Here is a 21,093-nt window from a genome sequence, read left to right on the forward strand (position 1 = left end):
TCGATAGGCTAGGCCATCCCAAGTCCGGTGAGCACCACATCGATCAACTTGATTCCAATGAACGGAACCACCAAACCACCCAGTCCATAGACCAGTAGATTCCTCGTTAGCAGCGTGTCGGCTCCGACGGCTCGGTACTGAACCCCACGGAGCGCGATCGGAATCAAGCAGGGAATCACAATGGCGTTAAAGATCACCGCCGACAGGATTGCACTTCTCGGAGTGGATAGATCCATGACGTTCAACGCCGCTAGTTGGGGCATAGCGACCATGAAGATCGCCGGAATGATCGCAAAGTATTTGGCAACGTCGTTGGCAATGCTGAATGTTGTCAGCGCTCCGCGGGTCATCAACATCTGTTTGCCAACGGAAACCACGTCGATCAACTTGGTCGGATTCGAATCAAGATCGATCATATTGCCCGCTTCCTTGGCAGCTTGCGTGCCGGTATTCATGGCCACAGCCACGTCCGCTTGTGCCAAGGCTGGAGCGTCATTGGTTCCATCACCGGTCATTGCCACCAGATGCCCCTCGCGTTGATATTTTCGGATCAATTCGAGTTTTGCCTCGGGTGTGGCTTCGGCCAAATAGTCATCGACTCCCGCTTCAGCAGCGATAGCGGCTGCGGTGTGCACGTTGTCACCGGTGATCATCACTGTTTTGATCCCCATCCGCCGCAATTCGGCAAAGCGTTCCTTGATCCCCCCCTTAACGATGTCTTTGAGATAAATCGTACCCAGAACACGTCCGTTTTCAGCGACCACCAGCGGTGTCCCCCCTTCACCAGCGATCTTGATTGCGTCGTCGTTGACCTGCGCGGGAAAATCTCCTCCCTCCTCGCGAACGAAATCGCGAATCGCCGAAATCGCTCCTTTACGAATACGGCGTCCATTCAAATTGATGCCGCTGATGCGAGTCCGCGCAGAGAATGGGATGAACTCCGTAGCAACTTCTTGCATCGGCCGTCCACGGATGGCAAACTTCTCCTTGGCCAGAACCACAATGCTCCGCCCCTCGGCTGTCTCGTCGGACAGTGATGCCAACTGAGCAGCGTCAGCCAGTTCCCGCCTATCGACACCTGGGGCTGGCCGGAATTCGTTGGCTTGGCGATTTCCCAAAGTAATCGTACCTGTCTTGTCCAAAAGCAATACGTCGACATCTCCCGCTGCCTCGACCGCGCGCCCTGACATGGCCATGACATTGAACCGACTCAACCTCGCCATGCCAGCAATTCCAATCGCAGCCAACAAAGCTCCGATGGTCGTCGGAATCAAGCAGACCAGCAGAGCCACCAGCGTTGGAACGTCAATCGTCACATTGAAGTAGCCTGCAATAGGGTACAACGTTAAGCAAACCAAAAGGAACACGAGGGTGAAACCCGCCAGAACAATCGTAAGGGCGATCTCGTTAGGAGTCTTCTGTCGCTTGGCCCCTTCCACCATCGCAATCATCCGGTCAAGAAAACTGTTCCCCGGCTTGGCGGTGACCTGAACCACCAACCAGTCCGAAATGACCCGAGTCCCACCGGTCACCGCTGAACGGTCACCGCCACTTTCTCGAATCACTGGAGCACTCTCTCCGGTAATAGCACTTTCATCAACGCTGGCGATCCCTTGGATCACCGAACCATCAGCCGGAATGGTTTCACCTGCCTTGACCAAGACGAAATCGTTTTCCTTCAACTCGGTGGATGCGACGTGAACACCTTCCCGTTCGTCCGCGTTAGCGATCTTGGTCGCCGTCACATTGGACTTTGCACTTCGCAACGCGGCGGCTTGAGCACGTCCTCTTGCTTCGGCGATCGCTTCTGCCAGGTTCGCAAACCAAACCGTCAGCCACAGCCAGATCGAGATACTCAAGAAGTAAAGCAAATCGGTGCTGCCAGAAACCATGGCCGAGAAGGTTACCAAGGTGGTGAGTGCCGCCCCAATTTCGGTGATAAACATCACCGGATTGCGAGCCATCCGCCGTGGTGCCAGCATCTTCACGGCCTCCAGGGACGATGGTATCAGCATATCCATGGAGAATAGCGATTTGGTTGCTGGAGCGGTTTTGTCCGTCCTAATTGATGCAGGAATAGTAGTCGGTGTATTCATGTTTTTCGTAGTCCCATGCAATTAGCCCGCTCCCAAATGCTCAGCAATCGGCCCAAGAATTGCCAGCGGCAAAAACAATAATGCGCCGACGATGAGCACCGTGCCCAACAAGACAATCCCGAAAAGGACGGTGTCGGTACGAAACGTACCTGCCGTTTCCGGGGATGAACGTTTCTCCGCAAGAAATCCAACCACTGCCAACGGAGCGATGATCGGAATGAATCGTCCCAATAACATCACCAAGCCCGTGGCGAGATTCCAGGGTACCGTGTCGTCACCCAAACCTTCGAAACCGGAGCCGTTGTTCGCCGCAGCTGAGCTGAATTCGTAAATGATCTCGCTCAATCCATGACTGCCCGGATTGTTGAGGGTCTCGACACCCCAAGAGGTTGAGGCGAACAAGGCAGTTCCGCCCAAAATGAATAGTGGATGAGCAAGCAAAGCGACAAGAATGATCTTCATCTCCTTGGCTTCCACCTTGCGAGTCAAATACTCCGGCGTTCGGCCCACCATCATGCCCGAGAGAAAGACGGCTGTGATGACAAACAAAAACATGTTGATCAAACCTACGCCAACCCCGCCGAAAACGACATTGAGCCACATGCCAGCCATCGGCAGTAACCCAGTCAACGGATTCAAACTATCATGCATGGCATTGACGCTGCCGTTGCTGGTGGAGGTGGTTGACACCGCCCACAAGGCACCAGCGGTCGAGCCAAAACGCAATTCTTTTCCTTCCAGGTTTATGGCTTGCTGAACCGGCAAATCTGCCAAGGCAGCTGTCGGCTGATTTTCAAACCAACATGCGGTGGAAACAAATCCCAAATACAAAGCCAACATCACCCCAAAGATGACTTTCGCATGTTGAATGCGATTGGTGATCCAGCCAAACATCCAAACCGTTGCCATCGGGATAAGAATGATGGCCACGTTGCAGAGCACGTTCGACCAGAAGTTCGGGTTCTCAAAGGGGTGGGTACAATTCGGTCCAAAAAAACCGCCACCGTTGGTCCCCAATTGTTTGATGGCCACAAACGCCGCCACCGGGCCGCGAGCAATCGTTTGAGTAGCCCCCTCCAAAGTTGTGGCGATGGCCGCCCCCTCCAGAGTCATTGGCATACCGGTCAAGACGAACAGCACGGCCCAAATAAAAGATAAAGGTAATAGAATCAGTCCAGTGGCACGCCAAACGTCCAGATAGAAATTTCCTAGATTGGCATTCCCGGCCAACCCACGACTCAACGCGGTAACCGCTGCAATGCCTGTGGCAGCGCTAACGAATTGCAGCCACATCAAGCCGAAAAGTTGTGAGAAGTAGCTCATGGAAACCTCTCCCGAATAGTGTTGCAGATTTGTGTTGCTGGTAAAGCTCGCCGCTGTATTGAAAGCCAAACTGGCCTCGAGATTCTCTTTTTGATCAGGATTGAGCGGGAGCCACTGTTGAGTGGTCAAGAGGGCGTAGACCACCAGAAACATGATGAGATTGAAAACCAGCATGGACTGGCAGTACTGTTTCCAGTTCTGACCGGTCGCCGAACGCAATCCCATCATTAAACCAGCAAAACGCTCGAATCCTTTTCTTCCATTTCCGGAAGACGGTGCGTCCATCGCCCAGCGCATATAGCGTCCTAGGGGCCAAGAACAAAGAATGGTCGCACCAACAATAATTGTTGGAATGATGAACTGAATCATAGTGATATTTTCCAGATACTCCTAAAACCTCTCGGGACAGACGATGACGTAACCCAGGTAGGCGAAAGAAAAACCGAGTGCCGAAATGACACTGGCATTTACGAACCAATCCACGATATTCCTCCTCAAAGTTTCTCACAGGCGCGAACGAATCCGAACAAGCAAAGGAACGCAAACGCTCCCGCTAACAGCATCAAAGCCCAAGCCATCATTTCTTCTATTTCCTCGCGAGAACAGTTCTCAGTAAAGGTCGACGTAAATCATCGATATCAGCAGATCAAAGAATGATAGTGGCAATCGCATCAAGACGGTCTCAAACTTAGTTCGGACCATATCAAGATTTCATCAAGACTCGTACATAGTCAGTCGGTTAAAAAGTGATAGATTTTCTTACAGCCCACACTTTGTCGCAAGCAAACATGTGCGAATGGGGCCATTACGTTCGGATATACCTAGCGATTTCTTTTCCTCTGATGATGTAAACCGCATCGGTTTCTTGCTTGTCGATTGGAGTTCTTCCGGTGAAGTCACTGAAGGCCGGAAACACAAGCATGTTTTGCTGCCTTGCGAAACAAGGCAATTTCTCACCGTTGTCGGGCATGCGAAATGCGGGATGCAAATGACCGGCCAAGAACAAGAAGCCTTCGTGATTCTTGGAAATCGCTGGTAAGTCCAGCGGATCGTGCAAACAGATAAAATCCTCGAATCTCCACGGTGGCTTGACGATCTGTATTGGCCATTTCGCCAATTCATGCTTAGCACGTCGATCGTGATTTCCCTCGACCAAAATCCAGCTACAGTCCGGTGAAACCTCTCGCTGCTCCTCCCAGAATCGACTCATCGTAGCTCGGAATGTAAAACTAAAAGAACTTGTTCCGTGAATCATATCCCCAAGCACGATTACCCGCTTAGGACTATGCCTCTTCACCAAATCCGAAAGCCTCTGCAAGATCGACTCGAGCGATTGAATGGGGACCGGGATCCCCACTCGCTGAAACGTTGTTTCCTTGCCCCAATGCAAATCAGCGCAAAAAAGGGTCTCCGATTCGGCATGCCAAGCAGACTTCTCTGCATGGAGTTCCAACTCGATCGCTCCGTGCTGTAACAACTGAACGGCAGTTGTCGTCATCTCCTATCCATTCTCTACTTCGAGTTGCGATTGTAACTTGCGAATGCGATCCTCCAGCGACTCGCTCGACAGCCGCTGCCTCAATTGCTCAACCACCAGAGGAAACGCCAGCGGAGTCGGGCCTCTCGGCTGACAAACGTGAATTTTGCTTTGTGCGATCCTAGCTAACGCTTGCCGCATTCTGGTAATTTCGAACTGATTGTCGAGTAGCTCCTTATCAGCTTGGGCTAATAGTTTGTTTGCGGGATCGAACTGGCGGAACGCATCATAGAACATATTCGAGGAGGCTTGCAAGTGCCTACCCGGCTTGGTTTGGCCGGGAATCCCGGGATGCACCAAGCCCGATATTCGTGCGATCTCTCGGAATTGACGCTTGGCTAATTCCGTCGCATTCATACACTTCATCAAGTGCTCAACTAAAAACTCCTCGTCAAACAACGCCGCCAACTCCTGGGCATCCAGAACGATTTCCTCTTTGGCTTGAAACATAAAACCATAATCGTTTACCGCAATCGACAAAGTAATCCCTCGTGATTGAGCAAATCGCCAGGAGACCAGTGCTCCGAGACCCTCGTGCACCAAACGCCCTTCGAAAGGATAAACGCATAGGCAATAGTCTTTCTTCAAGCGAAACGATTCAACCAATATCATTCCTCGGCTGGGGATCATGCTACGTAGACGTTGCAACTCAAAGATGGGAACGAGACATCCCATTTCCTCCCCATCTAGTATGCCTCGCGATGCGCGATCAAACTGCTCCCTCACCTCCGCTGCTAATTGCGACGAGAGAGGCATGCGTCCGCCTCCCCACCGAGGGGTCGTGTTCGGCTGCTTGTTCGATTTCTTCACAATAGCAGCCCCCTCTCGTATCATCATGAGTTCGAGTGTCTTGCCTGCAAACTGAAAACAGTCACCCGGCTTCAGTCTCGTGATGTAACTCTCCTCCACTGTACCCAGCGTCCGACCGCTGGCATACTTAACTTGCATCACGAGGTCACCCGCAATGGTACCCATGGCCATGCGATGCATGCGTGCAATTCGTGGGTTCGTTACTTGATAGCGACCGTCCTCGAAAGCGACTCGGTGAAAATCAGGATAAGCATTCAACGAATCTCCACCATGCACGATGAACTTCAATGCCCAGTCAAGATCTACTTCTTGCAAATCCCTATAGGCGAACGTCTGTCTTATCTCTGCGTACAACTCATCTTTCGAAAACGACTCTGGTAGCGCGAGCGTGATAGCATGCTGCGTCAGACAATCGATCGGATTCTGTATTGGCTCTCTACTCTCTAGAATCGATTCTTCCGCAGACGATTCCTCGGAACTGGCCCCTTCAGAACCTCGAACGACCGATTGAGCGGCCTTTAGTCTCGCCATGATCGCTCGAGCTGCGGATAGTTCAACCAACTCCAGTGCATGAGTGGGGACAAACAGCAATCGGCTCGCCTCGCCAGGACTGTGTCCGCTCCGACCGGCCCTTTGTAACAAACGAGCTACACCTTTCGGACTACCCACTTGTATCACTTGATCAACTGCCGAGTAGTCCACCCCGAGATCAAGGCTACTGGTACATACCACACACTTGAGCTTGCCAGTACGAAGCGCATCTTCCACCCAGCGACGAACCTCATAGTCGAGCGAACCGTGATGCAACGCTATGATCCCGGACCAATCGGGGCGAGATTGCAAGAGTTGACGATACCACTGTTCTGTTTGATTTCGCGTGTTGGTAAACACCAGTGTCGAGTTGGCTTCCTCAACCGCCTTGACGACGTGAGAAACCATGCTCAGTCCCAGATGTCCCGCCCATGGAAATCGATCTACCTGTTCCGGAATGCAAGATCGAACCAACATCCTCTTGCCCGATTCACCTCGAATACACCGGCGAGGATTCGTACGCCCCGAGCCACAAAGCACTTCAAGCGCTTGTTGTGTATTACCAAGCGTTGCACTTAGCCCACACCGCGTTGCCTGAGTGGCGATTTGAGTCAATCTCGCTAATGCGAGCTCCGTCTGAACCCCGCGTTTCGTTCCCAATAGTTCATGCCACTCGTCCACCACGATAGCCTTGAGATGCTTAAAATTCACACGAGCTTCCGGGTAGCTTAGCAAAAGCAACAGACTCTCAGGGGTGGTGATCAAAGCGGTGGGCAAGTGTTTACGCTGATTGGCTTTGACGGAAGCAGAGGTGTCACCGGTCCGACGTTGGATGGTCCAAGGCAGTTTCAATCCATCGATGGTTTCCGCAAGGGAGGATTCCGTATCAGCAGAGAGAGATCGTAGCGGGGTGATCCAAAGTACCGTCAAAGGTGGCGATGCCGGCTTGCCGCGTTTGCGGATCCAGTAAGGTTGCTCATCGGGTGAGTTGAGAAATTCCGCAACAGGTCCGCCCCAGGCGGCCAAGGTTTTGCCCGATCCTGTTGAAGAGTGCAACAGAACATCTGTTTTGGATATGTACGCATCCCAACAAGCTCGCTGAAACGGGAACGGTGTCCACGATTGCCCCGCGAACCAGCTCTCGAGCAATGCAATCCCACCTTTGCGTTTGACGCGGCTCATGACTGGTCCTGCATTCCATGAGCTCGCACTAGAGCTCGCAGGTCTTCTATCGTATTAGCATCCGCAGCCAGTTTATCTTGTCGCCAACGTGCAATACGAGGAAAGCGAACCGCGAAACCACTCTTGTGACGATTGGATAACTGTATATTTTCAAAGGCTAATTCCATCACCAGGATGGGAGCAACTCCGCGTACTGGTCCAAACTTTTCCTTGAGATTAGCTTTGATAATCGCGTCGACTTCACGGATCTCTTTATCTGTTAAGCCCGAATAGGCTTTCGCAAAAGGTACCAAACTGGACGTCCCTCCAGGCTCGCCGCCATGCCATAGTGCAAACGTGTAGTCGGTGAACAAACTCGATCGACGGCCGTGCCCTTTTTGAGCGTAAACCAATACGGCGTCGATGGTCAGTGGCTCGATCTTCCACTTCCACCATGCGCCTCGTACGCGACCAACTTGATAAGGACTATCGAATCGTTTGAGCATCAGCCCTTCGGCCCCAAGACTGCGGCTCGACTCCCGCAGACTTGCCAGTTCCTCCCAGGAAGACTTCGGTGCTATGAGTTGTTCGGAAATCTGAAGCTTGGTCGTCGATAGGATTTCGGTCAGCCAAGCGCGCCGTTGCGATAAAGGTACATGGCGAATATCCTTCCCTTCATGCTCGAGTAGATCGTATGCCATAAAGATGACCGGGATGTCTCGGAGCAGCTTGGGAGTCACCGTTTTTCGGCCCAGCCTTTTCTGGAGCTCCGCGAACGGTAGCGGTTTACCATCGCGCCAAGCCAATAACTCTCCATCTAGCACGATGCCGTCTGGTAGCGACTTAGCAAGTACCGTAACGTCCGGATAGCGATCCTCGACCCGTTCCTCGCCTCGGGTCCAAACGTAGATTTGCCCGTTTCTCTTGATCAGTTGAGAGCGTATCCCATCCCATTTCCACTCGGCAAGATAATCGTTCACAGCCCCGATGCTATTAACGTCGCCGTCGATGGGATTCGCTAAGCAAAAGGGATAGGGTTGTGACGGGAGTTGCTGTTCCTGCTCCTCCGAGATCAGTGACCGAAACGATTCCGCAGTGGGTTCCCAAGTTCCCGTTAAACGATGGGCGATAAGCTCTGTAGGAAGCCGAAAAGCTTCAGCTATCGCTCGAACAACTAGACGTTTACTTACCCCGACTCGCAGTCCGCCTGTAATTAACTTGAGGAATAAGAATCTTTCCTGGGGACCGAGTTCGTGCCAAAGGGAGGTTAGTTCTTGAGGTACGTTTTCGGGGGGGCAGTGCCGGAGTGGTTCAATCCTTTCCTTCACCCAGTGTGCTAGACCGCCTGCGGTATCAGTCGCCTCGGAGGGAACGAGCAAGGAGATGGTTTCTGCCAAGTCGCCAACCCAATCGTAGCTTTCTTCGAAGAGCCATTCCGATGTGCCGCTGGAGTGCCTGGCCCACTCGCGGAGAATTCGAGTGTTGATAAGTCGCTTAAAGCGTTCACCAGATAGGAAGTTTATTGCCCATGCGGCGTCGTCATGCGAAGCGCTGCGAAAATAGGAATGCATCGCAGACAACTTGGCATTGGTCTTTGTGGTTTCGTCGATCGCCCGGTAGAGCGCAGAGAACGCTTTCATGAGGGGGCTCCAGATTCTGGGAGCGAACCTTTTAGGAGCCCCCCTTCACTTTCGAGGCTATTGCTCAATCCCTCGGAATCTTCGTTCGGCTCCTTCTCTTCTGTGCTCTCGCCGACAAACTCGGTTCGGAGAGGTTTGGCATTCCAGCCCAGATCGCGCAGGTGTCGACTGAAGACGTCTGCAAATCCGTGAGTCACCCAAACTTCTTCCGGAGCAACCTCCTCGACCGTTCGGAGAAGTCCATCCCAATCCGCATGATCGGATAGCACAAAGCCACGATCCATCGAACGTCGCCGTCGGTTGCCTCGGATTTGCATCCAGCCTGAGACCATCGCGGTGGAGCGTTTGGGAAAGCGGTTGAGCCAAGTCGTGCCATGCGCACTCGGAACGGCTAGGATGATAGCCTGACTCCAATTCGTATCCTTTGGGGCCTGGCTGACGAGTTGGGTGCTGGGAAGCTTGATGCTGGCTCGTCGGTAGGCATCGATTGGTTTGTGCAGTGCACCGTGAATATAGATGGGTCCGGTACTCTCATTGAGCATGCTCAGGACTCGTTGTGATTTTCCGAGAGCGTACCCGTAAAGAATACTGGTTAACTCAACGGACTGGTTGGCTTGCCACCAAATGTTAATCGATTCGGCGATTGAAGGTCCTGTGGGCCAGCGAAACACAGGAAGTCCAAAGGTCGATTCTGTGATGAAGCAGTGTGCTCGGAGCGGCTCGAACGCTTGGCAAGTCACATCGTCATCACGTTTGTAGTCACCGGTGACGACAGTAACATGTCCTTTGTTCTCGATACGAATCTGGCTTGAGCCAAGTATATGGCCGGCGGGATGAAACGACACACGCACGGATCCGATCGTTGCAACTTCACCGTAGGTCATGCCATGAACTTCAATTTCGGCTCCCAATCGATCCTGCAAAAGGGTGACACTCTCGCTCGCGCAAAGATACTTGTTCGATCCCCAGCGAGCATGATCGCTGTGTGCATGCGTGATAACAGCATGCTTGACAGGTCGCCAGGGGTCGATGTGAAAATCTCCTTGCGGGCAGTACAACCCGGCAGGGCTCATTTCCAACGAGTGTGACTTCATCGGGGACCCCTCCATTTCCAATCAAGTTCCAATCTGTTTTTCCGACTGTTCGGAAGATTTTGGGCGGGAGCGTTTACAACGTTCGCTGCAGTACTTGACATCGGTCCACGTTTTGGCCCACTTCTTTCTCCAGGTAAACGGCAACTTGCAGGTCGAGCAAACCTTGCTAGGTAGGTTTTCTTTGGACTTTGTCATGGTTGCCGGAATCTGGAGGAGAAAAGATCGTATCTGGTTGGAAATAGTTGATTTCGTATCGTCACGCATGATTGTTGGTTGTCGTCAATCCCTCTACTGTTTACCCAGGTTTTGTAATCCATCCAATTTGCCTAACGGGAAAATTCTTCTAAATTCTCATAACCCATCGAGCCGATGACGAATAAGTGAGTGGGTGCCTACAGATTTAGACTGGGAAATGCGATTGATGCGGGCGGTCCGATCGAAACAACTTTTGGCGGGAGTTCTCGGCTTGATGCTTTGCGGCTCGGGCTGCGTTTCGATCTGTCATGAGAGGGATTTCGACTCTGCCTTTGGCACTCCGTCAGGGGTACCTTTGCTAGCTAGAGATTTCTCAACAAGAGAACCTGAACCAAAAGCTCGGCCGCTAAGACATCCGCAACCACACCCTGGCGTCGCAAGAGTCATTCACGAGGATTGCGGCGAATCCCATTGCGATTGTGCGATGCCCAGCCATCCTCCGGCAGAACCTCTGCTGGACGCGGTAAGCGGATTGCGAAGTGGAGCAGGGCATCTCTACTACCGAGCTCTAGGTGCGAAACACGATCTTCACAGCAAATGCACCGATTGGCGGAACAGACGGAAAGAGAAATCTAACCCTCCGCCATGGCCCAAGTTTCATCCGGTGCCTGCCAAGCCTGTTTTCGAGTCAGATACCACTGAGTCACTTACAGCTCCCGATATCTTCGGCGCGTTTGGCCCATCCTGAATCGTGGATCTCTACGTTTCTACTTGGCTCAAGCGAATCAGGCTGACCAATTCGTCGGTTGACATGCGACCCGCTCGATCAGCACCGTCTAGGACGCCGCTAATCAATTCCCGTTTGTCTGCATGCAATGCCAGAATCTGTTGTTCGATCGTATCCTTGGCTACCAAACGATAAACCGTGACGGCTCGCAGCTGTCCGATTCGGTGTGCTCGGTCGGTCGCCTGATCTTCAACAGCCGGGTTCCACCATGGGTCCATGTGAATCACGTAATCAGCGGCAGTCAGATTGAGTCCTGTTCCACCAGCCTTGAGCGAGATAAGAAACAGATCCCCCTCGCCCGCTTGGAAACGATCGACCGCATCCTGACGCTTCGCTGCTGGTGTGGAGCCGTCGAGATACTGATACTTGATCCCCACCTTATCGAGAGCTTCGCGGATAAGGGACAGGTGTTGCACGAACTGACTAAAGACCAACGCGCGATGTTCGCCATCTCGCAGTTCTTCCACGATCTCCATGAAAAGGTCGAGCTTGGCCGAACTCTCGGTCCATCGCTTGTCCACGAGAGCAGGGTGACAAGATAACTGCCGCAATCGCGTAAGCCACGCCAAGACCTTAATGCGCATTTGCGCGTCAGACTCAGGCCCTTCTGGCTTAGCAATCTCGCTGATGGCTGCCAGTCGTGCGGCATCGTACTTTTTGCGTTCAGCGGTCGATAGCTCGGCGAATCGCACTACTTCCGTGCGTTCTGGTAGTTCCGAGAGAACTTCCTTTTTGGTTCTTCGCAGAATAAACGGTCGCACGACGCGCCCGAGCGCCTGCAAGCGATCACGGTCACCAAGTCGCTCAATGGGTTCGGCAAAGTTCTTGCGGAACCGATCCCAAGAGCCTAGGAGGCCAGGGCTGACGGTACGCATCAAGCTCCACAGTTCACCCAGGTGGTTTTCTAAAGGTGTACCTGACAAGGCAACTCGCCAATCGGAATCGATTTGCCGCACGGCCTGAGCAGTTTTGGTTTGGAAGTTTTTGATGAACTGTGCTTCATCGAGAACCAGTGTGTACCAAGATCGTGCCGTGAATCGCTCGACATCTCGTTGTAGGAGCTGGTAACTGGTGATGATGATGTCACCAGGGCCTGCGGAATCGATCAAGCCTTGTCGATCGTGATCGCGATATAGCTTCGCGTTAAGAGTCGGTGCAAACTTTTCTGTTTCTCGCAACCAGTTCGAACCAACGCTGGTCGGAGCGATGACCAAAGCAGGTCCCTTCTTGGCGCGATCCAACAATACTCCAAGCGTTTGAACCGTTTTACCCAACCCCATGTCGTCAGCTAGGCACCCACCGATACCCCAATGAGCTAGTCGGCTGAGCCAACTGTATCCGGAACGTTGGTAATCTCGCAGATCTGCCTGCAAGGTCGCGGGGACTTGTGGGTTGAGGGATCGTGCCGTCTTGAGCCGATCGATTGCATCTCGCCAGGAACTGTCGAGTTCGTAGGTAATGTCGGTCCCGAGAGCTTCCTCCACAACGGCGGTAGCAGCTTTGGAAAGCTTGATCACCCCACCGTCCGCCTGCGAGACATCCTGGATACTATTGAGCCGCTGTCGGAGTTGTTCTGATATCACAGCAAATTGGCCGTCACCAAGCGGAACGAATCGCCGGCCACCCTTTAGTGCTGCCAGCAATTCGGCAAGCGGTAGCTCGAGTCCCTCGAGTTTGGCAACTCCCTCAACACCGAACCAATCCCTTTGGCTAACCAAGCGAACTTGCAACCGCTGTGGTGTGATCTCTCCAACAATGCGTAGCGGCTGACTCTTGGGCCAGCATACTGGAGGTGCAGCCTCTCCGAGGTTCTGAATCCGTTGCAAAAGATCCAGCGCGTCGTCTGGGGTTTCTGCCACCCAGGTATACGAATTTTCATATGTTAGTTTGCCGAGTTCCAGGATCCCAGCCAACTCGTCAGCACGCATCGCTTCTTCTTCCAGAGCACGCAGTAACTGGAATCGACCTGCTGCTGTTGCAACTCGTAGGCGATCCGGTTCTGCGCCAGGTACCGGTTGTTCTGGAACAGCATCGCACGTAACACGCAATGCCACGAGTAGGCTTTCCTTACCGAACGGTGATAGCTGGACCTCGATATTAGGCAACAATGGCTGCTCTGGACCGGCTAATCGTTCTGGCAAACTGATTTGCAGTTTGGTAGGGTCGGCGGATCTCGCCAGTAAGTCAGCAAAGCGCTCTGCGGTTTCTTGGTCGAAGATGGCTTCCCGTCGTTCCGCTTGTTGCAAATCTTCGATCAGTCGTTTGGTCTTCTGGTCCATGGAGCTCACGAAGATACAACGCTGATCCCGATCCAAGCGAAAGAGAACAGATTCGTTGTTGTTGATCGCCCCGATCGAATAATTAATCGCATCCGCTGTGGAGACGATTTGGAAATCCCCCTGGTAGACCTTTGGCCTATAGGTTTCTTCTTCTTCGTCGACACGAACCTCGAGCGAGCATTCCTTGATGCGAATCGGAGTTAGCAATTCATCATCGAGAGTCACATTCGGATGATCTGCCAATAGTTTGAAGCACTCGCGAATCATGCGAGGCGTCTGACCTCGGTACGATTCCTCAGCGGCCTGCAAAAGTAAAACCAGAATGCGATCCGAAGGATGATTCAATGTGTTCTCATCGACCGTATCGAGCGATTCTCGGACCAGCCTACCTTTGTTCCAGCCGCCGCGTTTCCGCATCGTTTGGAGATACGGATTGATTTTTATCGCATGCTTTGTGAACGAGATTCGCCACTGAATCCGCGTGACTTTTTCTCGCTGAAACGTTTCTCCTTCGTCATCATCGGACGCGGCAGTCGTTTCAGGTTGCTTCAGGTAATCGAGCGACTCCACAAACCGTTTGCCCGCATGGCGACCATCGGTGATGCAGCTCTCCATCCACTGCAACGCATCTTCGGTAGAGCGCTGGCTAAGCTGCCGTCGCAAGTAATGCAAGCAAAAGATTTGATGAACACACGGCTTAACATCTTCAACACAGGAGCATTCCGCGCTGAGCTGTTTGACGACACGAATCGACGGATCATCGACCGCATAGGACAGATTCGTGGTGTCCAAGTCGAACAGAATACTGGTATTGAAATTGCCACGAACGGGAGACACACCGTGCAATTCAAAGTCCCACTGTAAAGTGTTGTCAGTCCGCTTCAGCCTAGGCAAATCGTTGGTTGCATAGTATCGGGACATCAACAGTTGTTGAGGCCGAATCTTCTTTTCCAACAGTGAGATAGCTTGAAGGATATGTACGATCAATCCGGTCGCCTTGGGAGGGTCCAGTTGAGCCAAACTCGTCATTCGATGTCGTTCCGTCTGTTACGGGGCAGCAAAAAGCAAGTCCACTAGTTTCGTCGAACAACGCGATGTTTGGCAAGGCGAAATTGCTTATTCTCTTCACATAAAAAAGCTTGAAAGAACAGCCGGTTTTCTAATCGTCAGAAGGGCCTAGCCAGAGTATAATGGTGAATTTGTTTTTTAGGTTCAGACTATCTAGAAGCTACTTGCCCTCAATGGTAAAGGGGGGGCGATAGGTGAGGTCTCGGCGGTCTGCTTACCGTTCCATCGCCCTCTGTCGCCACTTATTGATGAGCTCTCTCGATGGAGGTGGCTTGTCTCGCAAGACTCGTTGTCCTTGGGCAGTTTTAGCAACCCGAACCATCATCTGGTGCACCTCGTCCACAGTTCGGACGAGAAGCTCTTCAGACGTCGTTACGCCAGACAGGAATAGCAATCCTGATCCAGCAGAAGACAAGCCAGCGATTTCACGCGACAAACGTGCTTGCCCCTTCCATTGATCAATGGTTTGTGCGTTTATCCAGTTAGCTTTAAGCAACCGAGCGAGTTGTTCGCTGTCTGCAGTCAGCAATTGCCCAACAGTGGTGACACCCACAGCCTGCAAACGGGCAGCCGTCTTCGGGCCGATAGCGGGAGCGTCAACAATTGGGCTGTCGAGCTCTAGTCGTTTGAAACGCTTCGCAGCATGAGAAGCCTGCGGGAGTGTCGGGGGAGGTGGGCTGATTGTTGCATCACTCGTTTTTCTCGCGGCAGGTTGCGATTCTTCGCGTTGCTTGGTCGTGGCTGCGTTAGTTGGCTTTGTGATCGGTGGAGTGCGAACGCCCCCGGATTCGCGTGCGTCCATATCCTTCACGATAGAGCACGCATCAGCGATCTCTCGCTGTGTCGGCAGCAAATCGGGGTAGCGAATCCGTGCCTTGGATACTGTGACCTGTTCTTCAGGCAAAGATCGCTTAACGCTTCCCGTGGAAAGGTACTCTTGCAGGATGGCTTCGACCTCTCGTTTTTGCTGGGCATCGGAGATCGTTTTGGTGATGCGGGCAACGGGCACCTTCACCGTTGCCAGCAAAGTGGGCCAAGTGAGCGAGAACGAAGGCACCTTTGTAGGAGACTCAAAGGCGAGCCGGTCGATTATCGCAGCCCAGCCACTGATGGCCCAAGTGAATAGCTGAGCGAGCATGCGTCGTGATGAAAGATCGAGTGCCACTTTCGGTTGTACGCGTGCCTCGGTCATATCGTAAGCATCGATCAGAGCGTCATAATAGCGATTGGATAAAAGAGCAGCCGAATGGATCGAGTCTTTTAGCCAGTTATCCGTTTCCGGTAGCTCAAACGAGGGAAGCGAAGGATCGGAGAGAGCTAGATCGAGAATCTCGTCATAGGCGCAGCAAATGCTCCATTCCATCGGGCGATGCACGATCGACTCCTTAGGGGCTTGCCCGGTATGCAGTGGCATCCAAGGATCAGTAAAGTAATGGCTGAGAACTCCGATGGAGTAGGCGGCATCTCGCCACCGCCCTGCTTTGAGATGCTCGAGTGACTCCGAGTACCATTTCGCTGCCGCCTTGGCTGCTCCTCCCCAGAACTTATCTTGAACGTGCAAGCAATGATTCTGGAAGTCTTTGAACGCGGTATCCGGATCCTTGGCACCGGTTAGATAGTCCGAAAAGTGAGCGAGTAGCATTCGGCAGAGCTGCCGGCCCGATTCCGTTCGAACCTCTTCTAGGGCATCCAACGCAAAGTAATGATGAACACTCTTGCAATGGGCTGCCCTCAGAACTGCAACGATGAGCTGCATCGCACAACTAAAATTTCTTCGCTAAAATTTCTTCATCTCGCAACTGAGTCCACCCGCTGCTGGCACATAGGCTTGTCTGGTGTAGTCCATCACCATGCGGTGACTGCTAAACCGCCATGCCAAGGTGCTGATACTGCTCATCATCATCTTGATCCATTGGCGAGGCAGCCCGTCAGCGTCGCGATTGTAGAAAATCGGTACGACTTCTTCCTCGATCGTTTTGTACAGATACTCTGAGTCCCGTGCATCGGTAATGCGATCTTCGGCGTGGCTGGTACCCTTGCCAATTGCGAAACCGTTGGTGCCGTTAAAGGCCTCGGCCCACCAACCATCGAGGACGCTACAGTTGAGTCCACCGTTGTAAACAACCTTTTGCCCGCTCGTGCCGGATGCTTCGAGAGGCCGACGTGGATTGTTGAGCCAGACGTCAACGCCTTGTACCAAGTGGCGGCAGACATTGATATCGTAGTCTTCAATGAAGACCACGCGACCACCGAAACGAGAGTCATGGCGTAGATTGGCTATCTCCTGGATAAACCGCTTACCAGGCTCATCTTTGGGGTGTGCCTTGCCTGCGAATATGACTTGGACTGGTTGATCCTCGCTATCGAGGAGTCGGCTGATGCGATCGAGATCTTTGAAGAGCAAATTCGCACGCTTGTAGGTTGCAAACCGACGCCCGAATCCGATGGTCAAAACGTTCGGCGACAATACGTTTCGAGCTGCTTCTACCACATCATCGCTCTCACCACGACGTCGGCATTGCCTGGAGACGCGTCTCCGCACGAACGAGAGGAGCAGGTTCTTCAATGCATTATGTGTTTCCCATAGCTCACCTGGATCGACGGAGTGGATGTTTTGCCATACGTCGGCCTCACCCATTTGCGACTTCCAATTGGCAGGGAAATGCCGATCGTAAAGCTGTTGCATTTGCCATGCGAGCCAGCTTTCGACGTGTACGCCGTTCGTAATGTGTCCAATGGGGATGTTTCGTTCTTCGCGGTGAGGATACAGGGTATTCCACATGCGGCGGGAGATATGTCCATGCAATTGGGAGACCGCATTGGCACATCGAGAGAGTTTAAGTCCGATGACCGTCATGCAGAACGGCTCCGCATGATTGTCAGGATGAACCCGTCCCAAAGCCATGAGAGCATCGTGGCTGAGAGATACAGAATCTCGGAGCGGGCCGAGGTGCTCCTCGATCAACGCCCCGTCGAATCGATCATGACCTGCTGGAACGGGGGTGTGAGTGGTGAAGACGGTCATGTCGGCAACCTCGCGAGCTGCTTCGTCAAAGCTGAGTCCGTCGTCTTCCATGCGTTCGCGAATGACTTCGAGCGGAGCAAAAGCACTGTGCCCCTCGTTCAAGTGATAAACACCCGGCTGAATGCCCAATGCCCTAAGGGCCTTTACACCTCCAACACCGATGACTAATTCCTGGCGAATTCTGGTCCGCTCGTCACCACCGTACAGTCGGCTAGTCAGCTCGCGATCTTCTGGTCGGTTTCCGTCAACATTGCAGTCGAGCAAGAAGAGAGAAACCCGGCCGACGTTGACCTTCCACACTTTCGCGAGCAGTCGGCCGTTTCTGGTTTCAATGGAGACTGTCAACGGGGTTCCATCGGGCAGCGTAGCTGGTTGGAGCGGCAGATCCTCGACTCGTGTCTCGAAATATTCCTCACGCTGATAGCCGTCTTCGGATAAGTGCTGCTTGAAATATCCGTGAGAGTAGTACAAACCGATCCCGACCAAAGGCACACCGAGACCGCTCGCACTCTTGACGTGATCTCCAGATAAAACCCCCAAGCCGCCGGAGTACACTGGCAGTGACTCGTGAAGCCCGAACTCGGCCGAGAAATAGGCAACGGGTTTCGCACCGAGAACGCCGGCATTGGTCTGCGCCCAAGTACTCTGAGATTCCAGATATTCGTGCAACCGTCGATAGGCATAATTAACGCGGCTGTGGAGAACCATCTCTCCGGCGCGAATTGCTAGCCTTTCAGGGGTGAACTCACGGAGCAAAGCAATGGGATTATGATCGAGCTGTCGCCATCGGATGGGATCGATGTCTCGAAACAGGTTGGTGACCTCGGGCTGCCAACTCCACCACATGTTTTTCGCTAATGCCATGCACTTTTCATAAAGAGCATCTGCATCGATTTCGTTCGCGAAACTCGGAGCTGCCAATTCCTGTCGTACCGTATATTCGATCTGTGTCATTGTGATTTTCTGAGGTGACAAGTTGCAATTGATGGGTATCCAAACCCTTTCCGTACTGCGACTTAAGCTTTAACGGCATAAATCACAGGGATGCTTTAGTGGAACCTCGATTTCTCTGGACCATCCCATCCCTAATATCAGAGCACTTTACCATACTTTTAGCCAAGTTGCAGAAAAACTAAAAGGTTGACATTTATAGCTAGGCAAAACAGGCAGCTTGGGCTGGCGGGATAAAGCGAACATTTTGGCCTAAGCTGAGCGCTCGTCGAGTTGCGAGCAAGCCCCACATTTGAGGCCCTGTGTATGCGGTAGAGTGACATTAATGTCCTTTGCCCCCGATTTAACGGGTTAACAATTCCGACATGGTTCGCACACGTGCAACACCGGCAGCGGTGCGGGTATGATCTATACGGGTATAATCTGTGAGCGGGGACCATTTTATTTGAAAACTATGGATGAACTGAGTAGCTTACAACCGAAAGCGTGCCATTGTTGCGGGCTTGTACAGAGAGTCCCTCCGCACTCCGAAGATTGTGTTGCGATCTGCGTTCGGTGCGATACGGTTATCGCCTCGAACCCTTGTCGAAACTCCATGAGGTCCAAGGTATCTGCGTTTTCGATCTCGGCACTCGCTCTCTACCCCTCGGCGATTTTGCTGCCTATCATGAAGATCGAACGACTCGGGCATCACCACCAAACCAGTGTCTTAGGTGGGATCTGGGAATTGGCGACGACAGGAAACGTTTTCATCGCCGGAATCATTTTTTTGTTCTCTTTGGTGTTTCCCTTGTTCAAATTGCTAGCTCTGATCGAACTCACCTGGTTGGAACTATTCAGTCGGCGGCATCGAGCGGTCACTTATCGCATGATGGAATGGGCGGGGAAATGGAGCATGATGGATGTTATGCTGATCGCATTCTTGGTTATGTCGGTCAAGCTGTCAGGTTTAATCGAATTCCATTTCGGTCCAGCCGTATTTTCATTCTTTGCTTGCGTTTGCTTTAGCCTACTGGCAACGATTAGCTTCGATCCTCACGCTTTATGGGAAACGGAATGACGTTACCGACCGCAAACTTGGTTTCTCGAAAACCCGCTAAGCAATTTTCTTGGTGGCTAATAGCCGTGATTAGCGTCTGTGCAAGTCTCGGTAGTTTTCTCTACGTTTACCGAAACTCAGGGACCAGCATCGTGGTGGAGTTTCAAGAGGGGCACGGGATCAAGCCTGAGGATCGTCTAAGACACCATGGTATTGATATAGGGGAAGTGACCAAAGTGGAGCTCTCTGGAGATATGACTCGAGTGCTGGTCTCCATTCGGTTGCAACCCAACGCATCGGACATCGCACGCGAGGGTACACAGTTTTGGATCGTTCGTCCCTCGTTGTCGTTCGATTCGATCTCCGGTTTGGATACGATCTTAGGAGCCAAATACCTTTCTGTGAAACCGGGAGCAAGGGACGCGCGTCGCACCTCACGATTCATCGGACTAGAAGTTTCTCCGATCGCCAGCCCCAAAGATGGTTCGCTGGAGATTACGCTCGACGGCTCGGCGCGCGGTGGACTCAGCAACGGTGCTCCTATTCTCTATCGGGGCTATCGTATCGGTAGCATCGTCCAAGTCGGCTTAGCAACTGACGCTCGCAGTGTCCGAGCACGCTGCGCGATCGACCCTGAGTATCGGGATTTGGTTCGCCCAAGTTCCCGATTTTGGAACCGGAGCGGCTGGAAGCTGAAATTAGGCCTGACAGGTGTTAAGATCGACGCGGAATCGCTGGCTCAAATCCTGACGGGCGGTATCGAAATGGCGACTCCGCAATCCAATGAGCCGACGGTTAGCACAGGCCATTCCTTCGTGCTCTACGACGAAGCCCAACCGGAATGGCTAGCTTGGCAACCCTCCATCGGACACGGGGTCGATTGGCAAGAAAAAGGGAGTGCGATGCCACTCCCGATTCGCATGGCTCTGCGTTGGCAAGAACGCACGCTAGGTTTTCGAACCAACAAGCAAATCAGCGGCTGGTGTTTGCCTTTGGACGACGGCTCGTTCCTTTGCCCAATGGAACAGATCGTTGCGCCGAGTGCTGCCCTCAAAGAGACGGTTGTTCTCGAGTTTGCCGGGGTCGCTGCAAAACAAGAGGATTTGATTCTTGAGATCATTACGGGAACGGACGATAAATTGGTGAGATTCCGTACTTCGCTGCCCATAGAAGTAAAGCTAGATCTGTGGCCAGCGAGCAGGCTTGCACGCAGCGACGAGACAGATTCTAGCTTTGTCGTATCCAGCGGCGACCCTGCTTATCCGATCATAATCGACGGGACTCGTATCAAAAAAACCGATTCGGAGTGGCGAATCGAATCTGGGATTATCTCAAACGCTGATTTAGTTGGCGCACCGGTTGTAGATTACCTAGGAAACAATGTAGTGGGGGTGATAGGAAAGCAGGGCAAGGAGTACGTGATTGTACCTATTAGGTAAACGGTGCGGGAAATGCCTCATGGGCTACGGGCCGAGACAGATTGCCTGTTTGGAAGGTTTGAGAGTGTTATGACGGTGCGGTTGTGAAAGCTACTCTCCGGTGGCCAGGATGCCGTTA

13 protein-coding genes are annotated in these 21,093 nt (G+C 52.6%); 3 read left to right on the forward strand and 10 right to left on the reverse strand.

The features are described from left to right. Nucleotides 1–8: 8 nt before the first annotated feature. The 7 genes from kdpB to SH449x_RS20155 all read right to left on the reverse strand — a co-directional run bounded on the left by kdpB (nt 9) and on the right by SH449x_RS20155 (nt 10,456). Nucleotides 9–2,096, reverse strand: coding sequence for a potassium-transporting ATPase subunit KdpB (gene kdpB, locus SH449x_RS20125; RefSeq protein ID WP_482377871.1), 2,088 nt, complete (start codon nt 2,094–2,096; stop codon nt 9–11). Nucleotides 2,097–2,117: 21 nt separating this feature from the next. Then, on the reverse strand, nt 2,118–3,788 hold the full coding sequence (kdpA, locus tag SH449x_RS20130; protein WP_482377872.1) for a potassium-transporting ATPase subunit KdpA: 1,671 nt from the start codon (nt 3,786–3,788) through the stop codon (nt 2,118–2,120). Between the two features lie 436 nt (nt 3,789–4,224). Then, the gene (pdeM, locus tag SH449x_RS20135; protein WP_482377873.1) at nt 4,225–4,917 is read right to left on the reverse strand and encodes a ligase-associated DNA damage response endonuclease PdeM; all 693 of its coding nucleotides are present in this window, start codon (nt 4,915–4,917) and stop codon (nt 4,225–4,227) included. Nucleotides 4,918–4,920: 3 nt separating this feature from the next. Next, complete coding sequence (locus SH449x_RS20140) at nt 4,921–7,479, reverse strand: DEAD/DEAH box helicase (RefSeq protein ID WP_482377874.1); 2,559 nt, start codon at nt 7,477–7,479, stop codon at nt 4,921–4,923. After that, nucleotides 7,476–9,098 carry an ATP-dependent DNA ligase gene (locus SH449x_RS20145; protein ID WP_482377875.1) on the reverse strand — a complete coding sequence of 541 codons (1,623 nt, stop codon included), beginning with the start codon at nt 9,096–9,098 and terminating at the stop codon, nt 7,476–7,478. Before SH449x_RS20145 ends, SH449x_RS20140 begins: the two co-directional genes overlap by 4 nt. After that, entirely contained in the window at nt 9,095–10,192 is a 1,098-nt protein-coding gene (locus tag SH449x_RS20150; protein ID WP_482377876.1) for a ligase-associated DNA damage response exonuclease, read from the reverse strand. The genes SH449x_RS20145 and SH449x_RS20150 overlap by 4 nt, the downstream gene beginning before the upstream one ends. Before the next feature lie 21 nt (nt 10,193–10,213). Next, the gene (locus tag SH449x_RS20155) at nt 10,214–10,456 is read right to left on the reverse strand and encodes a DUF2256 domain-containing protein (protein WP_482377877.1); all 243 of its coding nucleotides are present in this window, start codon (nt 10,454–10,456) and stop codon (nt 10,214–10,216) included. Between the two features lie 124 nt (nt 10,457–10,580). On the opposite strand from SH449x_RS20155, the gene SH449x_RS20160 reads away from it, so the two are divergent. Further along, nucleotides 10,581–11,135: a hypothetical protein gene (locus tag SH449x_RS20160; protein WP_482377878.1), complete on the forward strand. Its 555-nt coding sequence runs from the start codon at nt 10,581–10,583 to the stop codon at nt 11,133–11,135. An 11-nt stretch (nt 11,136–11,146) separates the two neighbouring features. On the opposite strand, the gene SH449x_RS20165 is transcribed toward SH449x_RS20160, so the two are convergent. The 3 genes from SH449x_RS20165 to glgP all read right to left on the reverse strand — a co-directional run bounded on the left by SH449x_RS20165 (nt 11,147) and on the right by glgP (nt 18,500). Further along, nucleotides 11,147–14,482 carry a DEAD/DEAH box helicase gene (locus SH449x_RS20165; RefSeq protein ID WP_482377879.1) on the reverse strand — a complete coding sequence of 1,112 codons (3,336 nt, stop codon included), beginning with the start codon at nt 14,480–14,482 and terminating at the stop codon, nt 11,147–11,149. A gap of 253 nt (nt 14,483–14,735) precedes the next feature. Continuing rightward, nucleotides 14,736–16,277 carry a DUF4332 domain-containing protein gene (locus SH449x_RS20170; protein ID WP_482377880.1) on the reverse strand — a complete coding sequence of 514 codons (1,542 nt, stop codon included), beginning with the start codon at nt 16,275–16,277 and terminating at the stop codon, nt 14,736–14,738. A 21-nt stretch (nt 16,278–16,298) separates the two neighbouring features. Further along, the gene (gene glgP / locus SH449x_RS20175; RefSeq protein ID WP_482377881.1) at nt 16,299–18,500 is read right to left on the reverse strand and encodes an alpha-glucan family phosphorylase; all 2,202 of its coding nucleotides are present in this window, start codon (nt 18,498–18,500) and stop codon (nt 16,299–16,301) included. Between the two features lie 592 nt (nt 18,501–19,092). Here glgP and SH449x_RS20180 point away from each other — a divergent pair. Both SH449x_RS20180 and SH449x_RS20185 read left to right on the forward strand, forming a co-directional pair. Beyond that, nucleotides 19,093–19,557, forward strand: coding sequence for a paraquat-inducible protein A (locus tag SH449x_RS20180; protein ID WP_482377882.1), 465 nt, complete (start codon nt 19,093–19,095; stop codon nt 19,555–19,557). Next, complete coding sequence (locus tag SH449x_RS20185) at nt 19,554–20,975, forward strand: MlaD family protein (protein ID WP_482377883.1); 1,422 nt, start codon at nt 19,554–19,556, stop codon at nt 20,973–20,975. The genes SH449x_RS20180 and SH449x_RS20185 overlap by 4 nt, the downstream gene beginning before the upstream one ends. Nucleotides 20,976–21,093 lie beyond the last annotated feature (118 nt).

Origin of the sequence: Brakhagea baltica (assembly GCF_052161605.1) — a bacterium.
Taxonomy (GTDB): domain Bacteria; phylum Planctomycetota; class Planctomycetia; order Pirellulales; family Pirellulaceae; genus JBKCUI01.

Excerpts from the sequence above, each read along its gene's own strand:
- SH449x_RS20140 (WP_482377874.1), bottom strand. The coding sequence starts at position 7,479 with ATGAGCCGCGTCAAACGCAAAGGTGGGATTGCATTGCTCGAGAGCTGG.
- kdpB (WP_482377871.1), bottom strand. The coding sequence starts at position 2,096 with ATGAATACACCGACTACTATTCCTGCATCAATTAGGACGGACAAAACC.
- SH449x_RS20165 (WP_482377879.1), bottom strand. The coding sequence starts at position 14,482 with ATGACGAGTTTGGCTCAACTGGACCCTCCCAAGGCGACCGGATTGATC.
- SH449x_RS20155 (WP_482377877.1), bottom strand. The coding sequence starts at position 10,456 with ATGCGTGACGATACGAAATCAACTATTTCCAACCAGATACGATCTTTT.
- SH449x_RS20150 (WP_482377876.1), bottom strand. The coding sequence starts at position 10,192 with ATGAAGTCACACTCGTTGGAAATGAGCCCTGCCGGGTTGTACTGCCCG.
- kdpA (WP_482377872.1), bottom strand. The coding sequence starts at position 3,788 with ATGATTCAGTTCATCATTCCAACAATTATTGTTGGTGCGACCATTCTT.
- SH449x_RS20185 (WP_482377883.1), top strand. The coding sequence starts at position 19,554 with ATGACGTTACCGACCGCAAACTTGGTTTCTCGAAAACCCGCTAAGCAA.
- pdeM (WP_482377873.1), bottom strand. The coding sequence starts at position 4,917 with ATGACGACAACTGCCGTTCAGTTGTTACAGCACGGAGCGATCGAGTTG.
- SH449x_RS20170 (WP_482377880.1), bottom strand. The coding sequence starts at position 16,277 with ATGCAGCTCATCGTTGCAGTTCTGAGGGCAGCCCATTGCAAGAGTGTT.
- SH449x_RS20180 (WP_482377882.1), top strand. The coding sequence starts at position 19,093 with ATGAGGTCCAAGGTATCTGCGTTTTCGATCTCGGCACTCGCTCTCTAC.
- SH449x_RS20145 (WP_482377875.1), bottom strand. The coding sequence starts at position 9,098 with ATGAAAGCGTTCTCTGCGCTCTACCGGGCGATCGACGAAACCACAAAG.
- glgP (WP_482377881.1), bottom strand. The coding sequence starts at position 18,500 with ATGACACAGATCGAATATACGGTACGACAGGAATTGGCAGCTCCGAGT.